General features: G+C 33.9%; 15 protein-coding genes. 11 read left to right on the top strand and 4 right to left on the bottom strand.

From position 1 onward, the window contains the following. Positions 1 to 8: 8 nt before the first annotated feature. Both flhA and CSUIS19073_RS00505 read right to left on the bottom strand, forming a co-directional pair. Positions 9 to 2,180: a flagellar biosynthesis protein FlhA gene (gene flhA / locus CSUIS19073_RS00510; RefSeq protein WP_236845248.1), complete on the bottom strand. Its 2,172-nt coding sequence runs from the start codon at positions 2,178 to 2,180 to the stop codon at positions 9 to 11. 1 nt (position 2,181) lies between these two features. After that, positions 2,182 to 2,586: an Rrf2 family transcriptional regulator gene (locus CSUIS19073_RS00505; RefSeq protein WP_086236616.1), complete on the bottom strand. Its 405-nt coding sequence runs from the start codon at positions 2,584 to 2,586 to the stop codon at positions 2,182 to 2,184. Between the two features lie 245 nt (positions 2,587 to 2,831). On the opposite strand from CSUIS19073_RS00505, the gene murJ reads away from it, so the two are divergent. The 3 genes from murJ to CSUIS19073_RS00490 are packed head-to-tail and all read left to right on the top strand — an operon-like array spanning position 2,832 to position 7,298. Next, positions 2,832 to 4,229, top strand: coding sequence for a murein biosynthesis integral membrane protein MurJ (gene murJ, locus CSUIS19073_RS00500; RefSeq protein WP_086236615.1), 1,398 nt, complete (start codon positions 2,832 to 2,834; stop codon positions 4,227 to 4,229). Next, a complete protein-coding gene (gene cysS / locus CSUIS19073_RS00495) occupies positions 4,216 to 5,592 on the top strand; it encodes a cysteine--tRNA ligase (protein WP_086236614.1) in 1,377 nt (458 codons plus the stop codon). Before murJ ends, cysS begins: the two co-directional genes overlap by 14 nt. Then, positions 5,580 to 7,298 carry an ABC transporter ATP-binding protein gene (locus CSUIS19073_RS00490; protein WP_086242223.1) on the top strand — a complete coding sequence of 573 codons (1,719 nt, stop codon included), beginning with the start codon at positions 5,580 to 5,582 and terminating at the stop codon, positions 7,296 to 7,298. Before cysS ends, CSUIS19073_RS00490 begins: the two co-directional genes overlap by 13 nt. A 58-nt stretch (positions 7,299 to 7,356) precedes the next feature. Here the strand turns inward: CSUIS19073_RS00490 and CSUIS19073_RS00485 are convergent, their stop codons facing one another. Further along, positions 7,357 to 8,229 (bottom strand): hypothetical protein, encoded by an 873-nt coding sequence (locus tag CSUIS19073_RS00485; protein ID WP_086242079.1) that lies wholly within the window; start codon positions 8,227 to 8,229, stop codon positions 7,357 to 7,359. Positions 8,230 to 8,401: 172 nt separating this feature from the next. Continuing rightward, entirely contained in the window at positions 8,402 to 10,000 is a 1,599-nt protein-coding gene (locus tag CSUIS19073_RS00480) for a multicopper oxidase family protein (protein WP_086242078.1), read from the bottom strand. A 286-nt stretch (positions 10,001 to 10,286) separates the two neighbouring features. Between CSUIS19073_RS00480 and CSUIS19073_RS00475 the strand changes: the two genes are divergently transcribed. From CSUIS19073_RS00475 to CSUIS19073_RS00440, 8 genes are read left to right on the top strand one after another with little or no spacing between them, the layout of a single operon-like run. Further along, positions 10,287 to 11,345, top strand: coding sequence for a quinone-dependent dihydroorotate dehydrogenase (locus CSUIS19073_RS00475; RefSeq protein ID WP_086242077.1), 1,059 nt, complete (start codon positions 10,287 to 10,289; stop codon positions 11,343 to 11,345). After that, positions 11,346 to 12,593: a M16 family metallopeptidase gene (locus CSUIS19073_RS00470; protein WP_086242076.1), complete on the top strand. Its 1,248-nt coding sequence runs from the start codon at positions 11,346 to 11,348 to the stop codon at positions 12,591 to 12,593. It begins immediately after the preceding gene. Then, positions 12,590 to 13,483 (top strand): 4-hydroxy-tetrahydrodipicolinate synthase, encoded by an 894-nt coding sequence (gene dapA / locus CSUIS19073_RS00465; RefSeq protein ID WP_086242075.1) that lies wholly within the window; start codon positions 12,590 to 12,592, stop codon positions 13,481 to 13,483. The genes CSUIS19073_RS00470 and dapA overlap by 4 nt, the downstream gene beginning before the upstream one ends. Then, complete coding sequence (locus tag CSUIS19073_RS00460; RefSeq protein WP_086236608.1) at positions 13,483 to 14,271, top strand: enoyl-ACP reductase; 789 nt, start codon at positions 13,483 to 13,485, stop codon at positions 14,269 to 14,271. Before dapA ends, CSUIS19073_RS00460 begins: the two co-directional genes overlap by 1 nt. Continuing rightward, positions 14,271 to 14,816, top strand: coding sequence for a CDP-diacylglycerol--glycerol-3-phosphate 3-phosphatidyltransferase (gene pgsA / locus CSUIS19073_RS00455; RefSeq protein ID WP_236845255.1), 546 nt, complete (start codon positions 14,271 to 14,273; stop codon positions 14,814 to 14,816). Before CSUIS19073_RS00460 ends, pgsA begins: the two co-directional genes overlap by 1 nt. Positions 14,817 to 14,825: 9 nt before the next feature. After that, positions 14,826 to 15,575, top strand: a complete 750-nt coding sequence (locus CSUIS19073_RS00450; protein WP_086242074.1) for a transporter substrate-binding domain-containing protein — start codon at positions 14,826 to 14,828, stop codon at positions 15,573 to 15,575. Continuing rightward, a complete protein-coding gene (locus CSUIS19073_RS00445) occupies positions 15,568 to 16,230 on the top strand; it encodes an amino acid ABC transporter permease (protein ID WP_236842465.1) in 663 nt (220 codons plus the stop codon). Before CSUIS19073_RS00450 ends, CSUIS19073_RS00445 begins: the two co-directional genes overlap by 8 nt. Positions 16,231 to 16,239: 9 nt before the next feature. Beyond that, entirely contained in the window at positions 16,240 to 16,980 is a 741-nt protein-coding gene (locus CSUIS19073_RS00440; protein WP_086242073.1) for an amino acid ABC transporter ATP-binding protein, read from the top strand. Position 16,981 lies beyond the last annotated feature (1 nt).

Here is a 16,981-nt window from a genome sequence, read left to right as displayed (position 1 = left end):
TTCCTTTATTAAAGTTCTGGTATCTCTATAGTCCCAAGTGTCTCAAACTGCGTGTTTGGTGCAATTTCAGCAAAGCTAAGCACAGCAATATCGATTGAGAAATTCTGCACTATACTATCTATAAATTTACGAATACTAGGCTCAACGCAAAGCACCATATCGCCTTGTTCGCTTATAGGGCGATTCTCTCTTTTTGCTCTTAATGCGCTTACTATGGCTGAAGTTTGTGCTACATTTATCATCATAGTGTATGCACCATCTTTATAGCTTAGGCTGTCTATTAGCTTTTGCTGGGCTGAGGCTTCTAGGATATAAAAATTTAACTGACCATTCTCATCAACATACATAGAAGTTATCACCCTTGCTAGGGCTGCTCGAACATGCTCAATTATCATATCTAAATTCTTGCTAACTTCAGCCACATCGCTAATTGCCTCAAGTATGCTAAGCATATCTTTAATAGGGATATTATCTTTAAGCAAAGCTCTTAATACCTTTTGTATAACTCCCACACCAACTACTTTTAGCGTATCATCAACCACTACAGAGTATTCTGATTTTACCTTATCAAGGATATTTTGAACCTCTTGCTTGGTTAATAATTCACTCGCATTTTGCTTGACTAATTCGCTCATGTGAGTAGATATAACACTAGCCGCATCAGCGACTGTATATCCGCTTAATATCGCATCTTCTTTATAATTTTGATCAATCCACAAAGCATCAAGCCCAAAAGCTGGGTCTTTTACCGCAATGCCATCAATATCAGCACTCACATATCCGCTATCCATAGCTAAGCACTTATCAGGATAAACCACGCCAGAGCCTATTACTACGCCTTTTAACTTAAATTTATACTCATTTGGTCCAAGCAAGATATTATCTCTTAATCTAATTTTAGGCATTAAAAATCCTAGCATTGTAGCCATATTTCGCCTCATAGCACGAATTCTCTCTATCAAATCACCATCGGCAAGCTTTAAAAGCCCATAGCCTAAATCAAGCTCTAAAATTTCAATTTTTAAAATATCATCAATCTTAGCTTGCTCTTCCATAGCGATCTCTTCTTCGCTTTTTTTAGGAAGTTTGCTTGTAGATGCTTGAGTGGATTTACCTGTAGCGTCTGATGATTGGGGGCTATTTTTATCACTTTTAATCGCACTAAAATCGATTTTGCCATCTTCTATCTGCTTTAAAATAAAGCCAATTCCTAAAAATAAAAGCCCCATAAATCCAAGCGATAGCGTCGGAAGGCCTGGAACTAAAGCAAACATAAAAAGTATAAAACCAACTATCAAAAGCGTTTTATACTCGCCAAGTAGCTGGGATACGACCCCTTCGGCAAAATTATCCTCATCCTTGCTAGCTCTAGTTATAATAATAGCCGTTGCAGTTGATGTGATAAGACCTGGAATTTGGCTTACCAATCCATCTCCAATTGTAAGAATAGTATATGTAGAAGCGGCATCTTTGATAGCCATATCATGCTCAAAAGCACCAATCAAAAACCCACCAATAATATTAATAATTGTAATGATAATACCAGCTACAGCGTCACCTTTTATAAATTTAGATGAACCATCCATTGCTCCATAAAAATTCGCTTCAGATATTATATCTTGACGCCTTTGCTTAGCTGCTTGCTCATCTATCAACCCCGCATTTAAATCCGCATCAATAGCCATCTGCTTTCCTGGCATCGCATCTAGGGTAAATCTAGCTTGAACTTCACTTACACGGGTTGAGCCTTTAGTTACAACCATAAAATTTATAAGCACCAAAATACAAAAGACAATCACGCCAATTACATAGTTGCCACCAACTACGAATTTACCAAAACTAGCGATAATATCACTTACAGCCTCTGGTCCGTTATGACCTTCGCTTAAAATCATTCTAGTAGTTGCTATATTAAGTGCTAATCTAAATAGAGTAACTATCAAAACTAAAGTAGGAAATGTGCTAAGATCTGTTGGTTTGGGTACATAAATAGAGATTAATATTATAAGCACAGATATAGCTATGGATAGAGCTAAGAAAAAATCAAGCACCCCACTAGGTAAAGGCACAATGATAATAGCCAAAATAGCTATAATGACAAAAACTACAGTTAGACTCTTAGCCTTTATAACTGGCGCTAAAAATGGCGCCACCATGGTTAAAATATTGCGTTTAGCCAAACTATTTCTTCATAATATCAGCTAATGTTATCTGGTCTAAAAAGTTATCAACTCGACCTTGCAAGTCGTTAAATATAGGCCAAATTTGGCACCCATCTCCTTTATTGCTAGGGCAATCGCATCTAGAATTTGCACACTCAAATACATTTACTTTACGCTTTTCTGCACTCTCTAAAATATGTTTAATAGTCAAATTTGATGGCTTATCAGCTAAAACAAATCCGCCATTTGCCCCCTTAAAAGAGTTTAATATCCCAGCTTTTGCTAAATTTTGTAAGATTTTAGCTAAAAAACTTTTTGAAATTCCAAGCTCTGATGATATAGTATCTACATCTTTTGGATAGTTTGCTTGCGATAATAATATTAATGATAGCATAGCATATTCACTAGCTTTGGTAAATAACACCTTTGCTCCTTTGAGAATTTAAATTCAGATATTCTACTAAAAAATATATTAATATTAACTTTTTTTAGAGTATAATATCAACTTATTTTTAATATTTTAAGATAAATTAATAAGCATTTATAAATAGCTTTTATATGGATATTTTCATTTAATTATAGTGATAAATCTTAGGCATTTATCAAGGTGCCATTTTGCTTATTTTAATTATAAATTTATAGTAAAATTAAATTTAGGAAAATAGATATTTGCTTAGACATTTTTTTACAAATAGTATTGGAATTTTATGCTCTAGGGTGCTTGGATTTATCAGAGATTTAATGACAGCAAATGCTCTTGGTGCAAGCATTTGGAGCGATATATTTTTTGTAGCGTTTAAGCTACCTAATCTCTTTCGCAGACTCTTTGGCGAAGGGGCATTTTCTCAAGCTTTTATGCCAAATTTAGTTAAGGTAAGTAAAAAAGGGTTATTTGCTACTGAAATTTTAATCAAACTTACCATTGCTATGCTAATTCTAAGCTTGATAGTTATGCTTTTTGCTCCGCTTGTTACAAAGGCTTTGGCTTATGGATTTAGCGATGAGATTATAGCTCTTGCTGTGCCTTTGGTGCGGATTAATTTTTGGTATCTTTTGGCTATTTTTATAGTTACCTTACTATCAGCACTATTACAATACAAAAATCACTTTGCCACTACTGCTTTTAGCACGGCATTTTTAAATTTCTCTATGATAACGGCTCTATTTTTAGCTAATAATCTAGATCAGCAAAGCGCAGCCTTATACCTTAGCTGGGGCGTTGTAGTTGGTGGATTTATCCAAGTTTTATCCCATATTATCGCACTTAAAAGGCTAAATTTACTTCGATTATTAACCCTTGGAATGGCTAAGTTTATAAAAGGCAAAAGAGCTAAAGCTAAGGGTTTTTGGCAAAATTTTACTCACGGGATAATTGGTAGTAGCGCAAATCAATTAAGCGATTTTATCTCCACATTTATCGCTAGTTTCTTAGCTACTGGAGCCATAAGCTACCTATATTATGCTAATAGAATTTTTCAACTGCCATTAGCACTATTTGCCATTGCTTTATCAACTGCGATTTTCCCTAAAATTTCAAAAGCCATTAAGATAAATAGTGATGAAACGGCTATAAATTTACTTAAAAAAAGCTTTAATTTATTATTTTTCTTGCTTATATTTTCTACAATTGGCGGATATATTTTATCTAAAGAGATTATCTGGCTGCTATTTCAAAGAGGGGAGTTTAATTCGCAAAATACCATAGAATCGGCTAAGGTTTTACAAATGTATATACTTGGGCTTTTACCTTTTGGACTTTATAAGCTATTTTCGCTTTGGCTATATGCCAAAATGCAACAAAAAATCGCAGCCAAAATCGCCATATACTCACTATTTATCAACACAATTTTATGCCTAATCTTATTTAAGCCTCTTGGTGCTAGTGGATTAGCTTTAGCTAGCACTATTAGCGGAGTATTTTTGCTAGGATATTCAATTTTTATATTTGGTATTAAGCAATTTTTAGATATAAGCCTTAGTAGGATAAATTTAATTACCATAATTTTAGTTATAATTTTTGGCTATTTATTAGTAGAGTTAAGGGAGTTTATATATGCAAATTTATGATACAGCATTAAAGCAAAAAATTGAGTTAAAACCACTAAATAGCAATGAGATAAATATATATGTATGTGGCCCAACTGTATATGATGATGCTCATCTAGGTCATGCTAAATCTAGCATTAGCTTTGATCTTCTTAGGCGGGTTTTGATAGCGCTTGGATATAGAGTTAAATTTGTTAAAAATTTCACTGATATAGATGATAAAATTTTAGCCAAAATGCAATCAACTAATCAAACTTTAGAGCAGATCACAACACATTATATAGATAGATACATTAGTGATATGAAAGCCCTAAATGTATTAAACGCTGATATAGAGCCTAAGGCTACTTGTTATTTAAACTCTATTATAGATTATATCTTAAAGCTAGAGCAAAATGGAGTAACATATAAGCTTGAAGATGGAATTTACTTTGATACTAGCAAAGATGAAAAATATTTAAGCTTAAGCGGTAGAAAAGATGAAAATCTCATCGCTAGAGTAAAAAGCAACAACTCCAAAAGAAGTGAAAAAGATTTTGTTTTATGGAAATTTGATGAGAATTGGTATGATAGTCCATTTGGCAAGGGGCGTCCTGGCTGGCATACAGAGTGTGTAGCGATGATTTCAAATATATTTGGTAAGACTATTGATATTCACGCTGGTGGGGCTGATCTGCTCTTTCCGCACCACGAAAATGAAGCCGCACAATGTAGGTGTGCATATCATAAAGAGTTGGCTAAGCACTGGATGCATAATGGATTTATACAAGTAGATAATGAGAAGATGAGTAAGAGCTTAGGTAACTCATTTTTCATAAAAGATGCGTTAGATATTGCTCCAGGCGAGGCGGTGAGATTTTATTTAATGAGTAGCCATTATAGAGCAAATTTCAACTACGATATAGCTGATCTACTCTCTAGCAAAAAGCGTCTTGATAAAATTTATAGGCTTAAAAAGCGATTAAGTGGGGTTGAAGCTAATGAGGCTAAAGGGGAGTTTAAAAACTCTATTTTAGATGCTTTAAGCGATGATTTAAATATCTCGGTGGCTCTAGCTAAAATTGATGAAATGGTAAATCAAGCCAACACAAATCTAGATAAAGAGCCAAAAAATAAAGCCTTAAAATCCACAATTATGGCTAATCTAAATTTTATCAAAGATACTCTTGGGATATTATATCAAGATGAATTTGAGTGGTTTCAATATGGATTTGATGAAACGCAAAAAGAGAGAATTATGAATTTAATAAAAGCTAGAGATGAGGCTAAATCGGCTAAGGATTATAAAAAAGCTGATTTGATAAGAGATGAATTAAATAGCCTTGGCGTGGCTATAATGGATACGCCAAATGGAGTAAAATGGGAGAAAATATGGACGGAATAGCAGAGGTTTTTAGACGATTTAAATCATATTATAAGGAGTATATACCACAATTTATCATAGCTATTATCGGAATGATTATGGCTAGTGTTGGGACTGCGGTATCAGCTTGGCTTGTTAAGCCTGTGCTAGATTATATCTTTATCCAAAAAGATGAAAATTTACTATATTTGCTTCCATATGCGATTATTGGGATATACTTTATAAAGAGCCTTGGGATCTACTTACAAGTATATTTCACAGCCTATATCGGACAAGATATAGTAAGACGCTTTAGACACAATCAACTAGCAAATATATTAACCCTTGATATGAGCTTTTTTCATAAATATAGAAGTGGAGAGCTTATGAGTAGGATTATGAGCGATATAGAGAGAATTCGCTCTATAGTATCAAATTTAATCCCAGAGCTAGTGCGTGAGTTTGTAACTATTATTGGTTTGCTTTGTGTGGTGATTTATCAAAGCCCTACCCTAGCACTATTTTCTCTAATAGTCTTGCCAGCAGCACTCTATCCACTCTCAAGACTGGCTAAAAAGATGAGAAAGATAAGCCGAACTTCACAAGAAACCTCAGGCGATATAACCTCTGTTTTAAGTCAGATATTTGCTAATATTGAGATCATAAAAGCTAGTAACGCACAAGGTAAGGAGCTAGAGAAATTTGACACTCAAAACGATAAAATCTTTAAATTAAATTTAAAATCCGTCAAGGTAAATACCCTAGTAAGTCCGATGATGGAGACGCTAGGCTCTATTGGCATTGCCATTACTATTATAATAGGCGGCCAACAAGTTATAAATGGAGAGATCACAGTTGGGAGCTTCTTTAGCTTTCTTACAGCACTATTTATGCTATATACGCCAATTAAAAGGCTAACTTCTATATACAATCAAATGCAAGATGCTATAGTAGCTAGTCAAAGGACATTTGAGCTACTTGATATGAGCCCAAATATAGTTGATGGCAAGCTTGACTTCCCGCATAAAGTAAATTCAATCACAATCCAAGATCTCAAATTTAGCTATGGAGATAAGGTAGCATTAAATGGCATCAACCTTAAAGTATATAAAGGTCAAATGATAGCCCTAGTAGGAAGTAGCGGTGGCGGTAAAAGCACACTTATAAATCTCTTAATGAGATTTTATGATCCAGACTTAGGAACAATACTAATAAATGAAAATGATATAAGTGAATTTAAACTTAAAGGCTTAAGAGAAAATATAGGCCTAGTAACTCAAAGAGTATATATATTTAATGATACAATCGCTGCTAATGTCGCTTATGGAGCGCCTTTAGATGATAATAAGGTTATAAATGCACTTAAAATGGCAAACGCATATGATTTTGTCCAAAAGCTAGATAGTGGCATACATACAATGCTTAGTGAGTATGGGGCTAATCTAAGTGGCGGTCAAAGACAGAGAATTGCTATCGCAAGGGCTTTATACCATAATCCTCAAATTTTAATTTTTGATGAGGCAACAAGCGCATTAGATAATGAAAGCGAACAAGAGATAACCAAAGCCATAGAAAACTTAGGTCAAGAAAAGATAGTAATAGTAATAGCCCATAGACTATCAACCATCAAAAATGCTGATAAAATAGCGGTTATTAGCTCTGGTAAAATCGTAGGATTTGGCACAGATAAAGAGTTAGAAAGCCAGTGTCAAATATACCAAAGGCTAAAACTAGGAGCAATCCACTAGATAATACTCACTAGCTACCAAAACTAGCGAACGCCTTATAAATATAGATTATACTTTTTTAAACCGATCTCCACACAGCAATCGAAGTTGGATTAAATGGGTCAGTACCACAACTATATTCTAATAAAGCATCTTCAATGATTATATCTCCATTTTGATTAGCTTTTTTCAAAGTTTTAGCAAAATTTAAATTCCAGCCATTTTTAAGAAAATACTCTTTATGATTTTTACTAGCTTCGCCTAAATTTTGAATTTGAAACCCAAATGGTTCAGCGTGAATACATCTCACAAATGGAGCGATACTTGTTACAGATTTAAACCAATTATCTGGAATCTCTTTAACCTGCTCAATCGTATGAGATGTAAAGACTAAAACACGCTTACCAAAATCCAAATTCTTATCAAATTTAGGCTTTAAGTGGTTAAAATGGAAAAACTCAGCCTTCATCTTAGGCTCAATATCTGCTAATTTTCTAGCCATCTCTACACCACTATTAGTAAATTCGCCACCAAAATATCTTAAATTTATCCCACCGCCATTATAAAATATCTTAAATAAATTTCTACCATATCCGCACCCAAGCTCGATTACACTATCATACTCATCAAATGACAAAGCATCGATAATAAAATCAATAAAGCTTGTTTTAGTATAATATGGGACTAAAATAGTCATACCATTTAGGGAAGTTACACCATAATACGGAATATCTACAAAATTAAATTTCTCGCTCTGGCTCTCTTTTTTTCGCCATTCATAATCGCCATTATCATTAACTGCAAGGGTATAATGTCGCTCCCTTTTCTCCAACTCTGAAATTACTTGTAAAGCGTTATACCCCCCCCCACTTATAAATTTACTCATAAACTCAGCCCTTATAGCCCATGCTCTTTCATAGAAATTTTGCCATTTTTTCTCTTGATATGCCATTTTAACACCTTAAATTTATAATTTTGATTATATCTAACGCAGCATAAAATATCATTAAATTTATTTAAATTATAAGCAAATTTAAGCTATAAATGGCTAGTATAACCACCTATAGCATAATAAAATCATATCTATATTTTGTTTTTCTAAGCAAATTTAAGCTTCTACCATTTTATTCCTTCACTTCTAAATTTCCCATCATACCCAAATCTTCATGTTCTAAAATATGACAATGATACATTCTATGACCTATAAAATCTTGCTTCATTCTTAGTCTTACTTCTTCATTAGGACGCACATTAATAGTATCTCTTAGGGCTCTAAATTCTGCTTTTTTAACCTTACCATTTAATTTTGATGAGATAAGCTCAAATTGTGTGCCATGTATATGAAAAGGATGGTCCATATGTGATTTATTAATCACTATCCACTCTTCTACCACTCCTACTTTAGAATGTAAATCAACACCATTTAAATCAAAGCTTTTCCCATTGATTAAAAACATAGAAGCTAGTGCAATTCTTAACTCTTCTTCATTTTTATTCATTAAGCCATTCATTTGCATATGATCTTCGCTCATTATGACTTCTTTAAAATCTTTTGGTTCTTCTAAAGGCTTAAAGGTTCTTAATGTTTTTGGTAGTTGTAATTTTTCTTTTTTAAAAGAAATATCAGCTAAGAAAAGAGTATTTGGCTCTTCTTTTACCATCATTTTATCTCTATCGTAATAGCCACTTTCAAGCTTGAATTCTCCATCTTTTGTCGCATCGATTAAAACTTCTACGCGTGAAGCAGGGCTTAAGAAAATTTCATCTTTAAAAATCGGTTTTTCTATAAGCCCTCCATCAGTTCCAACAAGTATAAATTGTGCCCCTTGTATGCGTAAATTTAAGTATCTAGCTGCACTCATATTATAAATGCGTATGCGTTCATTGCTTGCGAGTTTGATTTTAGGTTGGTATTGTCCATTAATAAGCACAAACTCACCTTCTCTACCATTAAGCCAATCGATTAAGGTATTGTGTGGAATTTGAGCGTTTTCATCAAGACGCAAATCAGTAATCATAAGATCTTTTTCTTTAAGATGGCTAAGAGCATCTTTTTTAGCCTTGACTACAAAACATCCAGCTAAACCCATAAAAACTTGTTTTGAAGCAATAAAATGCGGATGAGGATGATACCAGTAAGTACCAGCACTATTTTGTGGTATTGTAAAATGATAAATCCTCTCTTCACCTGCTAAAATAGCATCGTGTGGATTTCCATCTTGATTAGGCGGCACAAGAAGTCCGTGCCAATGTATGGTTGTCGGTTCTTTGAGTTTATTTTTAACTAAAATTTCAACTTTATCCCCTTCATAAACCTCTATTTTTGGAGCTGGTATTGAGCCATTATAGGTATAAAATTTTGTTTTTTTGCCCTTAATCACTTCGATTTGACTCTCTTTTACCTCTATTGTCGCACGAAAAACATTTTTTTCCTTGCTTTCATTTTTAAGCACAGGCAGAGCTTTTAAAGCTTCTCCTTTAGGGAAATATTTCTGGTCTAAAAGCTTTAAATCTTTTTGAGCAAATTGGATAAAAGAGGTATCAATCTCTCTATTCATTGGCATTTTATCCATATCATGGCCCATCATGTCATGGTCCATCATGTCATGCCCCATATGCCCCATCATGTCATGATCCATCATGTCATGCCCCATATGAGGATTTGCATAAGCTACACCTGCTAAACCTAAGAGATTTAATTTTAAGAAATTTCTTCTATTCATTGTGTTTTATATCCTTATTTTTGATTTTTCATCGCTGATTAAATTATAATTATTATAAATGAATATTATATAAATTGTTTTAAAATTTCGGTATTTAAAGATATAAAGCAACTCTTACCACAACTAATATATGTTTTAAATTAAAATTTAAGTAATTTACCACTTTAGCACCTTGAATTTATAATTTTATTATATTCACACATATCCAAAATATCATTAAATTTATTTAAATTATAAGCAAATTTAAGCAAATTTTAGCTAAAATTGCTGATTTTAAAGGAATATAATGGATTATGGCGATATTAAAAAAATTTTATTTAAACTAAACCCAGAAAATGCCCATAAAATAGCTGAATTAGCTATGCGTGTATCTGTAAAAATTCCATTTGTGAGCGACTATTTGGTGAATAATTTTTGCTTTATTGATACTAAATTATCGCAAAATATTTTTGGATTAAATTTCTTAAATCCTATTGGTCTTGCTGGTGGATTTGATAAGAATGCAACTATGATATTACCGCTATCTGCGATGGGATTTGGATTTTTAGAGTATGGGACTTTGACTCCAAAACCGCAAATTGGCAACCCAAAGCCAAGACTATTTCGATTAATAGAAGAAAAAAGCATTCAAAACGCTATGGGATTTAATAATGATGGGCTAGATAAGATTAAAGCTAGAGCCACGAAATTATACCCTTCTAGCATTCCATTAATTGCCAATATAGGTAAAAACAAGATCACCCCAAATGAAATGGCTATTCAGGATTATGAGACTTTAGTTAAAGGGCTTGATAGTTGCTGTGATGCCTTTGTAATCAATATAAGCTCGCCAAATACCCCAAATTTAAGAGATTTACAAAGCGAATCTTTTATAGGTGAATTATCTACTACTTTAAACGGCTTAACCAAAAAGCCATTAATCTTAAAAATCGCCCCAGATATGAGTATAGACTCAGCTATATCGCTTTGTTTAACTGCTGCAAATTCTGGATTTAAAGGGCTTATAATCAACAATACAAGCGTAGATTACTCACTTACTCCTAAGGCAAAAGATTTTGGCGGTTTGAGCGGACAACTTATAAAAAATAAGAGTAAAGAGCTGTTTAAAGAGGTTGCCAAAGAGCTTTTTGGCAAAGCTATTTTAATTAGCTGCGGTGGGATTGATAGCGCAGATGAGGCTTATGAACGCATTAAAATGGGTGCGAATTTAATACAGATATACACTAGTTTTATCTATGAAGGCCCTAGTATCTGTAAAAATATAAACAATCAAATATTAAATTTAGCCCTAAGCGAAGGATATGAGAGTATTTCCCAAGCAGTTGGCGTAGATATAAGGAGATAAATGCTACCACAATTTAGCAAAATTACCCTTGAGAATGGATTTGAGATATATCACACTCCACTAAATTTAGGCTCAAATGTTATTAGTATAGATCTATATTATAAGGTTGGCTCTAGAAACGAAACAATGGGTAAAAGCGGGATCGCACACATGCTAGAGCACCTAAATTTCAAAAGCACAGACAATAAAAAGGCTGGGGAATTTGACCAAATAGTAAAGGGTTTTGGTGGGGTAAATAATGCTAGCACTGGATTTGATTTTACCCACTATTTCATCAAATGCTCAAGCCAAAATCTTGATACTTCACTAGAGCTTTATGCTGATATTATGTCAAATTTAAGCCTTAGAGAAGATGAGTTTTTGCCTGAGCGTGATGTGGTTTTAGAAGAGCGTAGATGGCGAACGGATAATAATCCAACTGGAATGCTCTATTTTAGGCTATTTAATCACGCTTTTATCTATCATCCATATCACTGGACTCCAATTGGCTTTATAAATGATATACAAAATTGGACTATAGATGATATTCGCAATTTTTGGTCTATATACTACCAGCCTAAAAATGCTTTTTTGATGATTACTGGTGATATCGATAAAGAGAGCGCCTTTAATCTAGGCAAAAAGCACTTTGAAGGTATAAAAAACCGCTGTCAAATCCCTGCTTTACACTGCGTAGAACCAGAACAAAATGGCGAAAAATCTCTAGTAATCCGCAAGCAAAGCGATGTAGAAATGATAGCCATAGCCTACAAAATTCCACCATTTAATCATAAAGATCAAACCGCATTAAGTGCTATTAGCGAATATCTATCAAGCGGCAAAAGCTCCCTTTTTGAAAGAGTCTTAATAGATGAATTAAATTTAGTAAATCAAATTTACGCTTATCCTATGGATAGCATTGATGAGAATTTATTTATTATAATTGCTATTTGTAATCCAGGCGTAAAAGCCAAAAATGTTAAAAAAGAGATTTTAAAACTAATAAAAGAGCTAAAAAATAGCGATATAAAAGCTGATGAGCTAACTAAGATAAAAAATTGCTTAAAAAGCAACTTTATCTACTCGCTAAGTAGTGCTAGTAAACTTGCAAGTCTATATGGAAGCTACATAGCAAAAGGCGATATAGAGACACTTTGGCAGCTTTCAGATATGACAAATGCACTTACAACGCAAGATATTAAAGATTGCGCAAATAGATATTTTAATAAAGATAAATCAACTACAATTATATTAAAAGGAACCAAATGAAAAAGAGTATTTATGGGGCAATGACGGCCTTAGTAACGCCTTTTAAAAATGGTAAAATAGATGAAAATTGCTATGAAAAACTCATTAAAAGACAGATTAAAAATGGCATTGACGCAGTTGTGCCTGTAGGAACTACTGGAGAGAGTGCTACTTTAACCCATGATGAGCATAGAATTTGTATCGAAATAGCCGTAAATGCGTGTAAAGGTAGCAATGTCAAGGTATTAGCCGGTGCAGGAAGTAACGCCACGCACGAAGCTATAGGTCTAGCTGAATTTGCCCAAAAATGCGGTGCTGATGGGATATTATCAGTAGCTCCATACTATAATAAACCAACTCAAGAAGGATTGTATCAACACTACAAAGCCATATCCAAATCAGTAGATATACCAATCTTATTATATAATGTCCCATCTAGAACAGGATGTGATATATTGCCAGAGACAATTATAAGACTATTTAATGATTGTGATAATATTTATGGAGTTAAAGAGGCAAGTGGAAATATAGAAAGATGCGTTGATATATTAGCTCATGAGCCAAAAATATATCTATTAAGCGGCGATGATGCTATAAATTATCCAGTGCTTAGCAATGGCGGAAAAGGCGTAATATCTGTTACTTCAAATTTATTACCAGATCAAATATCTGCACTTACTAGATACGCATTACAAAATGAATTTTTAAAAGCAAAAGAGATTAATGATAAGCTATATAATATTAATAAAATTCTATTTTGTGAGTCAAATCCGATACCTATTAAAGCAGCTATGTATATTGCTGGGCTAATAGACACATTAGAGTATAGACTTCCGCTGGTTGCCCCAAGCGAGCAAAACCTTAAAAAAATAGAATTAGTAATGAAAACTTATGATATAAAAGGATTTTAATGAATTGTTATCATGATGAATTTAAAGGCAAAACATTAGTTATTAGTGGCGGTACAAGAGGGATTGGTAGGGCAATTGTGCTTGAATTTGCTAAATGCGGTTCAAATATCGCTTTTACCTATAATTCAAATGAAGAGATGGCTAAAAATCAAGCTTTGGAATTAGAGAAAGAATTTGGGATAAAAGCTAGAGCTTATGCTTTAAATATCCTTGAGCCTGAAACTTATAAAGAGCTATTTTTAGAGATTGATAAGGATTTTGATAGGATTGATTTTTTCATATCAAATGCGATTATTTCAGGGCGTGCTGTAGCTGGTGGATATACTAAATTTATGAAGCTCAAACCTCGTGGAATAAATAATATATTTACCGCTACGGTTAATGCCTTTGTAGTAGGCTCCCAAGAGGCGGCTAAAAGAATGCAAAAAGTAGGCGGTGGTAGCATAATCAGCCTAAGCTCAACTGGCAATCTAGTCTATATCGAACACTATAGCGGGCACGGCACAGCAAAAGCCGCAGTAGAAGCTATGGCAAGATACGCCGCAACTGAGCTTGGAGAGCATAATATTAGAGTTAATGTAGTAAGTGGAGGTCCGATAGAAACAGATGCACTAAGGGCTTTTACAAACTATGAAGAGGTAAGAGACGCTACAGCTGCACTAAGCCCACTTGGCCGTATGGGGCAGCCTACAGATTTAGCTGGGGCTTGTCTATTTTTATGTAGCTCAAAGGCTAGTTGGGTAACTGGACATACATTTATAATTGATGGTGGCACTACATTTAAATGATAAATTTACCAAATTCTCTAGCCATATTTCGCATACTTTTAGCGCCATTAATGTTCTTTTTGCTATTAAAAATCAAAAATAGCAGTAGTTATATAGATATTAGTTGGCTTAACTACTTCTGTGCTTTAACTTTTGTAGTAGCTAGTATTACTGATTTTTTTGATGGCTATATAGCTAGAAGCTGGAATCAAAAGACAAAGCTAGGTGCTATCTTGGATCCATTAGCTGATAAGATGCTGATTTTAGCAGCATTTTTGGGACTAATGATTATAGATAGAGCTAATGCTTGGGCTGTGTATATCATACTTGTTAGGGAGTTTTTTATCACTGGATTTAGGGTTGTTATGGCTAGTGAAAATATCGATGTGAGTGCCTCCATAGCTGGTAAGATTAAGACTATTATGCAAATGGTCGCTATAGGATTTTTATCTATGCAGTGGTGGGGTGGCGAGATTTTATTATGGATTGCTGTAGCCATCACGCTATATTCAGGCTATGAGTATATACACGCATATACAAAACATATAAGAAAAAATCAAATTTAAAGGAAAAAAATGAGAAATATCTTTGCTATTTTATTTATGGCTTTTATCTTTATTGGTTGTTCTGGAGATAAGAGCGTAAAGGATAAATTAAGAGTCGCTACAGAAGGCACATATAATCCATTTTCATATCACGATGAAAGCGGTAAATTGGTAGGTTATGATGTTGAAGTAATAGCTGAAGCAGCCAAAAGAGCTGGATTTGAGATCGAATTTCATGAGACAAACTGGGATGCGATATTCTCAGGGTTAAACTCAAATCGCTTTGATATGATAGCTAATCAAATTAGCGATGCTGACCCAAAAAGAGCTGAGCTTTACACACTTAGCGATCCATATATAGTTACTTCAGCAGCTATAGCAGTAAGGGCTGATGATAATAGCATAAACTCGCTAAATGATATAAAAGGCAAAAATATCGCCCAATCAATGGGAAGCAACTACTATGAAACTGCTATCAAAAATGGAGCAAATATAATCTTAGTTGATGGCTTAGCACCCGCCATTAAAGCTGTAAGCCAAGGTAGAGCTGACGCTACTATGAATGATAAATTAGCGATTTTACACTACTTAAAAACAACAGGCGATAAAAATATTAAAATCGCATTTGATACAGGCGATGGCACTAGAAGTGTCTTTTTGTTTAAAAAAGAGCTAACAGAACAAAGAGATAGAATCAACAAAGCCTTAGAATCTATGAAAAAAGATGGCACTCTAAAACAAATTTCAGAAAAATATTTTGGAATGGATGTTAGTGAATAGCTATATTGAAGCTTTTATACCTATGCTTAAAGGGGCGATCTTATATACGATTCCCCTTAGCGTTATATCTTTTATTTGTGGTATAGCTATAGGGGTGATTGTCGCACTAATTCGCATTAATCACAGCAAAAATGCAATATCAAATTTGCTTAAATTACTCTCTCAATTCTATGTATCTATAATCAGAGGAACTCCGCTTTTGGTTCAGCTATTTATAATTTTTTATGGTTTGCCAAATATCGGCGTAACGCTAAATCCATTTATTAGCGCTATAATCGCTTTTAGCCTTAGCATTGGTGCGTATAGTAGCGAAACTATCAGAGCTAGTATATTAGCAGTACCAAAGGGCCAATGGGAGGCTGGTTGGAGCATTGGACTAACTAATAGCGATACTTTTATTAAAATTATAGCACCGCAAGCCCTTAAAATAGCCTTACCAACTCTATCTAATACCTTTATAGCGCTTATTAAAGATACATCTTTAGCTTCAGTGGTTTTGGTAGCTGAGCTATTTCGACAAGCTCAAACTATAGCCTCACAAAATTATGAATTCCTAAGAGTATACTCTCAAGCTGCTTTGATATATTGGGTTATATGTATCGGACTTGGGTATATCCAAACACGCCTTGAAGCTAAATTTAGTAAGCATTTATAAGAGGAAAATATGCTACAAATAAAAGATATTAATAAACAAATAGCCTCTCACACCATCTTATCAAATATCAGTTTTGATATCAAAAAAGGTGAAATAATAGCAATTATCGGCCCAAGCGGAAGTGGCAAGACAACACTTCTTCGCTCATTAAACTACCTTGAAGCACCAGATAGCGGGATTTTGGAATTTAGCGATGGGAGTTTAAAAATTGATTTTAAAAAGCATCCAAATAAGCAAGAGATCCTAAATTTAAGACGCAAAATGGGGATGGTCTTTCAATCTTATAATCTATTTGCCCATCTAAATGCTACGCAAAATATCACCCAAGGGCTAATCAGTGTCCAAAAAATGCCAAAAGAAAAGGCTATTGAGATTGCTTTAAATTTATTAAATAAATTTGGCCTAAAAGATAGAGCCAACGCCTATCCAAGCTCACTTAGTGGTGGTCAGCAACAACGAGTCGCAATAGCTAGAGCTATGGCTTTAAAGCCTGATATTTTGCTACTTGATGAGCCTACAAGCGCACTTGACAAAGAGCTAGTAAGCGAAGTTTTATCCACGCTTAAAATGCTAGCCAATGAGCATCAAACGATGATTTTAGTAACACATGAACTTAAATTTGCTAAAGATATTGCTGATAAGATTATATTTTTAGAAAATGGTAAAATAGTAACAATACAGCCGCCAAAAGAGTTTTTTGAAGCACAAAACAATCCAAGAATTATTAAATTTATAGGCGATTTACACTAAT

The organism is Campylobacter sp. RM19073 (assembly GCF_024723495.1).
Lineage (GTDB): Bacteria > Campylobacterota > Campylobacteria > Campylobacterales > Campylobacteraceae > Campylobacter > Campylobacter porcelli.
This window is presented reverse-complemented; position numbering and strand designations above follow the sequence as displayed.

What these genes read in the sequence shown, in the direction of transcription:
- cysS (WP_086236614.1), top strand. Translation starts at nt 4,216, where the DNA reads ATGCAAATTTATGATACAGCATTAAAGCAAAAAATTGAGTTAAAACCA.
- CSUIS19073_RS00490 (WP_086242223.1), top strand. Translation starts at nt 5,580, where the DNA reads ATGGACGGAATAGCAGAGGTTTTTAGACGATTTAAATCATATTATAAG.
- CSUIS19073_RS00485 (WP_086242079.1), bottom strand. Translation starts at nt 8,229, where the DNA reads ATGGCATATCAAGAGAAAAAATGGCAAAATTTCTATGAAAGAGCATGG.
- CSUIS19073_RS00480 (WP_086242078.1), bottom strand. Translation starts at nt 10,000, where the DNA reads ATGAATAGAAGAAATTTCTTAAAATTAAATCTCTTAGGTTTAGCAGGT.
- CSUIS19073_RS00475 (WP_086242077.1), top strand. Translation starts at nt 10,287, where the DNA reads ATGGATTATGGCGATATTAAAAAAATTTTATTTAAACTAAACCCAGAA.
- CSUIS19073_RS00470 (WP_086242076.1), top strand. Translation starts at nt 11,346, where the DNA reads ATGCTACCACAATTTAGCAAAATTACCCTTGAGAATGGATTTGAGATA.
- dapA (WP_086242075.1), top strand. Translation starts at nt 12,590, where the DNA reads ATGAAAAAGAGTATTTATGGGGCAATGACGGCCTTAGTAACGCCTTTT.
- CSUIS19073_RS00460 (WP_086236608.1), top strand. Translation starts at nt 13,483, where the DNA reads ATGAATTGTTATCATGATGAATTTAAAGGCAAAACATTAGTTATTAGT.
- CSUIS19073_RS00450 (WP_086242074.1), top strand. Translation starts at nt 14,826, where the DNA reads ATGAGAAATATCTTTGCTATTTTATTTATGGCTTTTATCTTTATTGGT.
- CSUIS19073_RS00440 (WP_086242073.1), top strand. Translation starts at nt 16,240, where the DNA reads ATGCTACAAATAAAAGATATTAATAAACAAATAGCCTCTCACACCATC.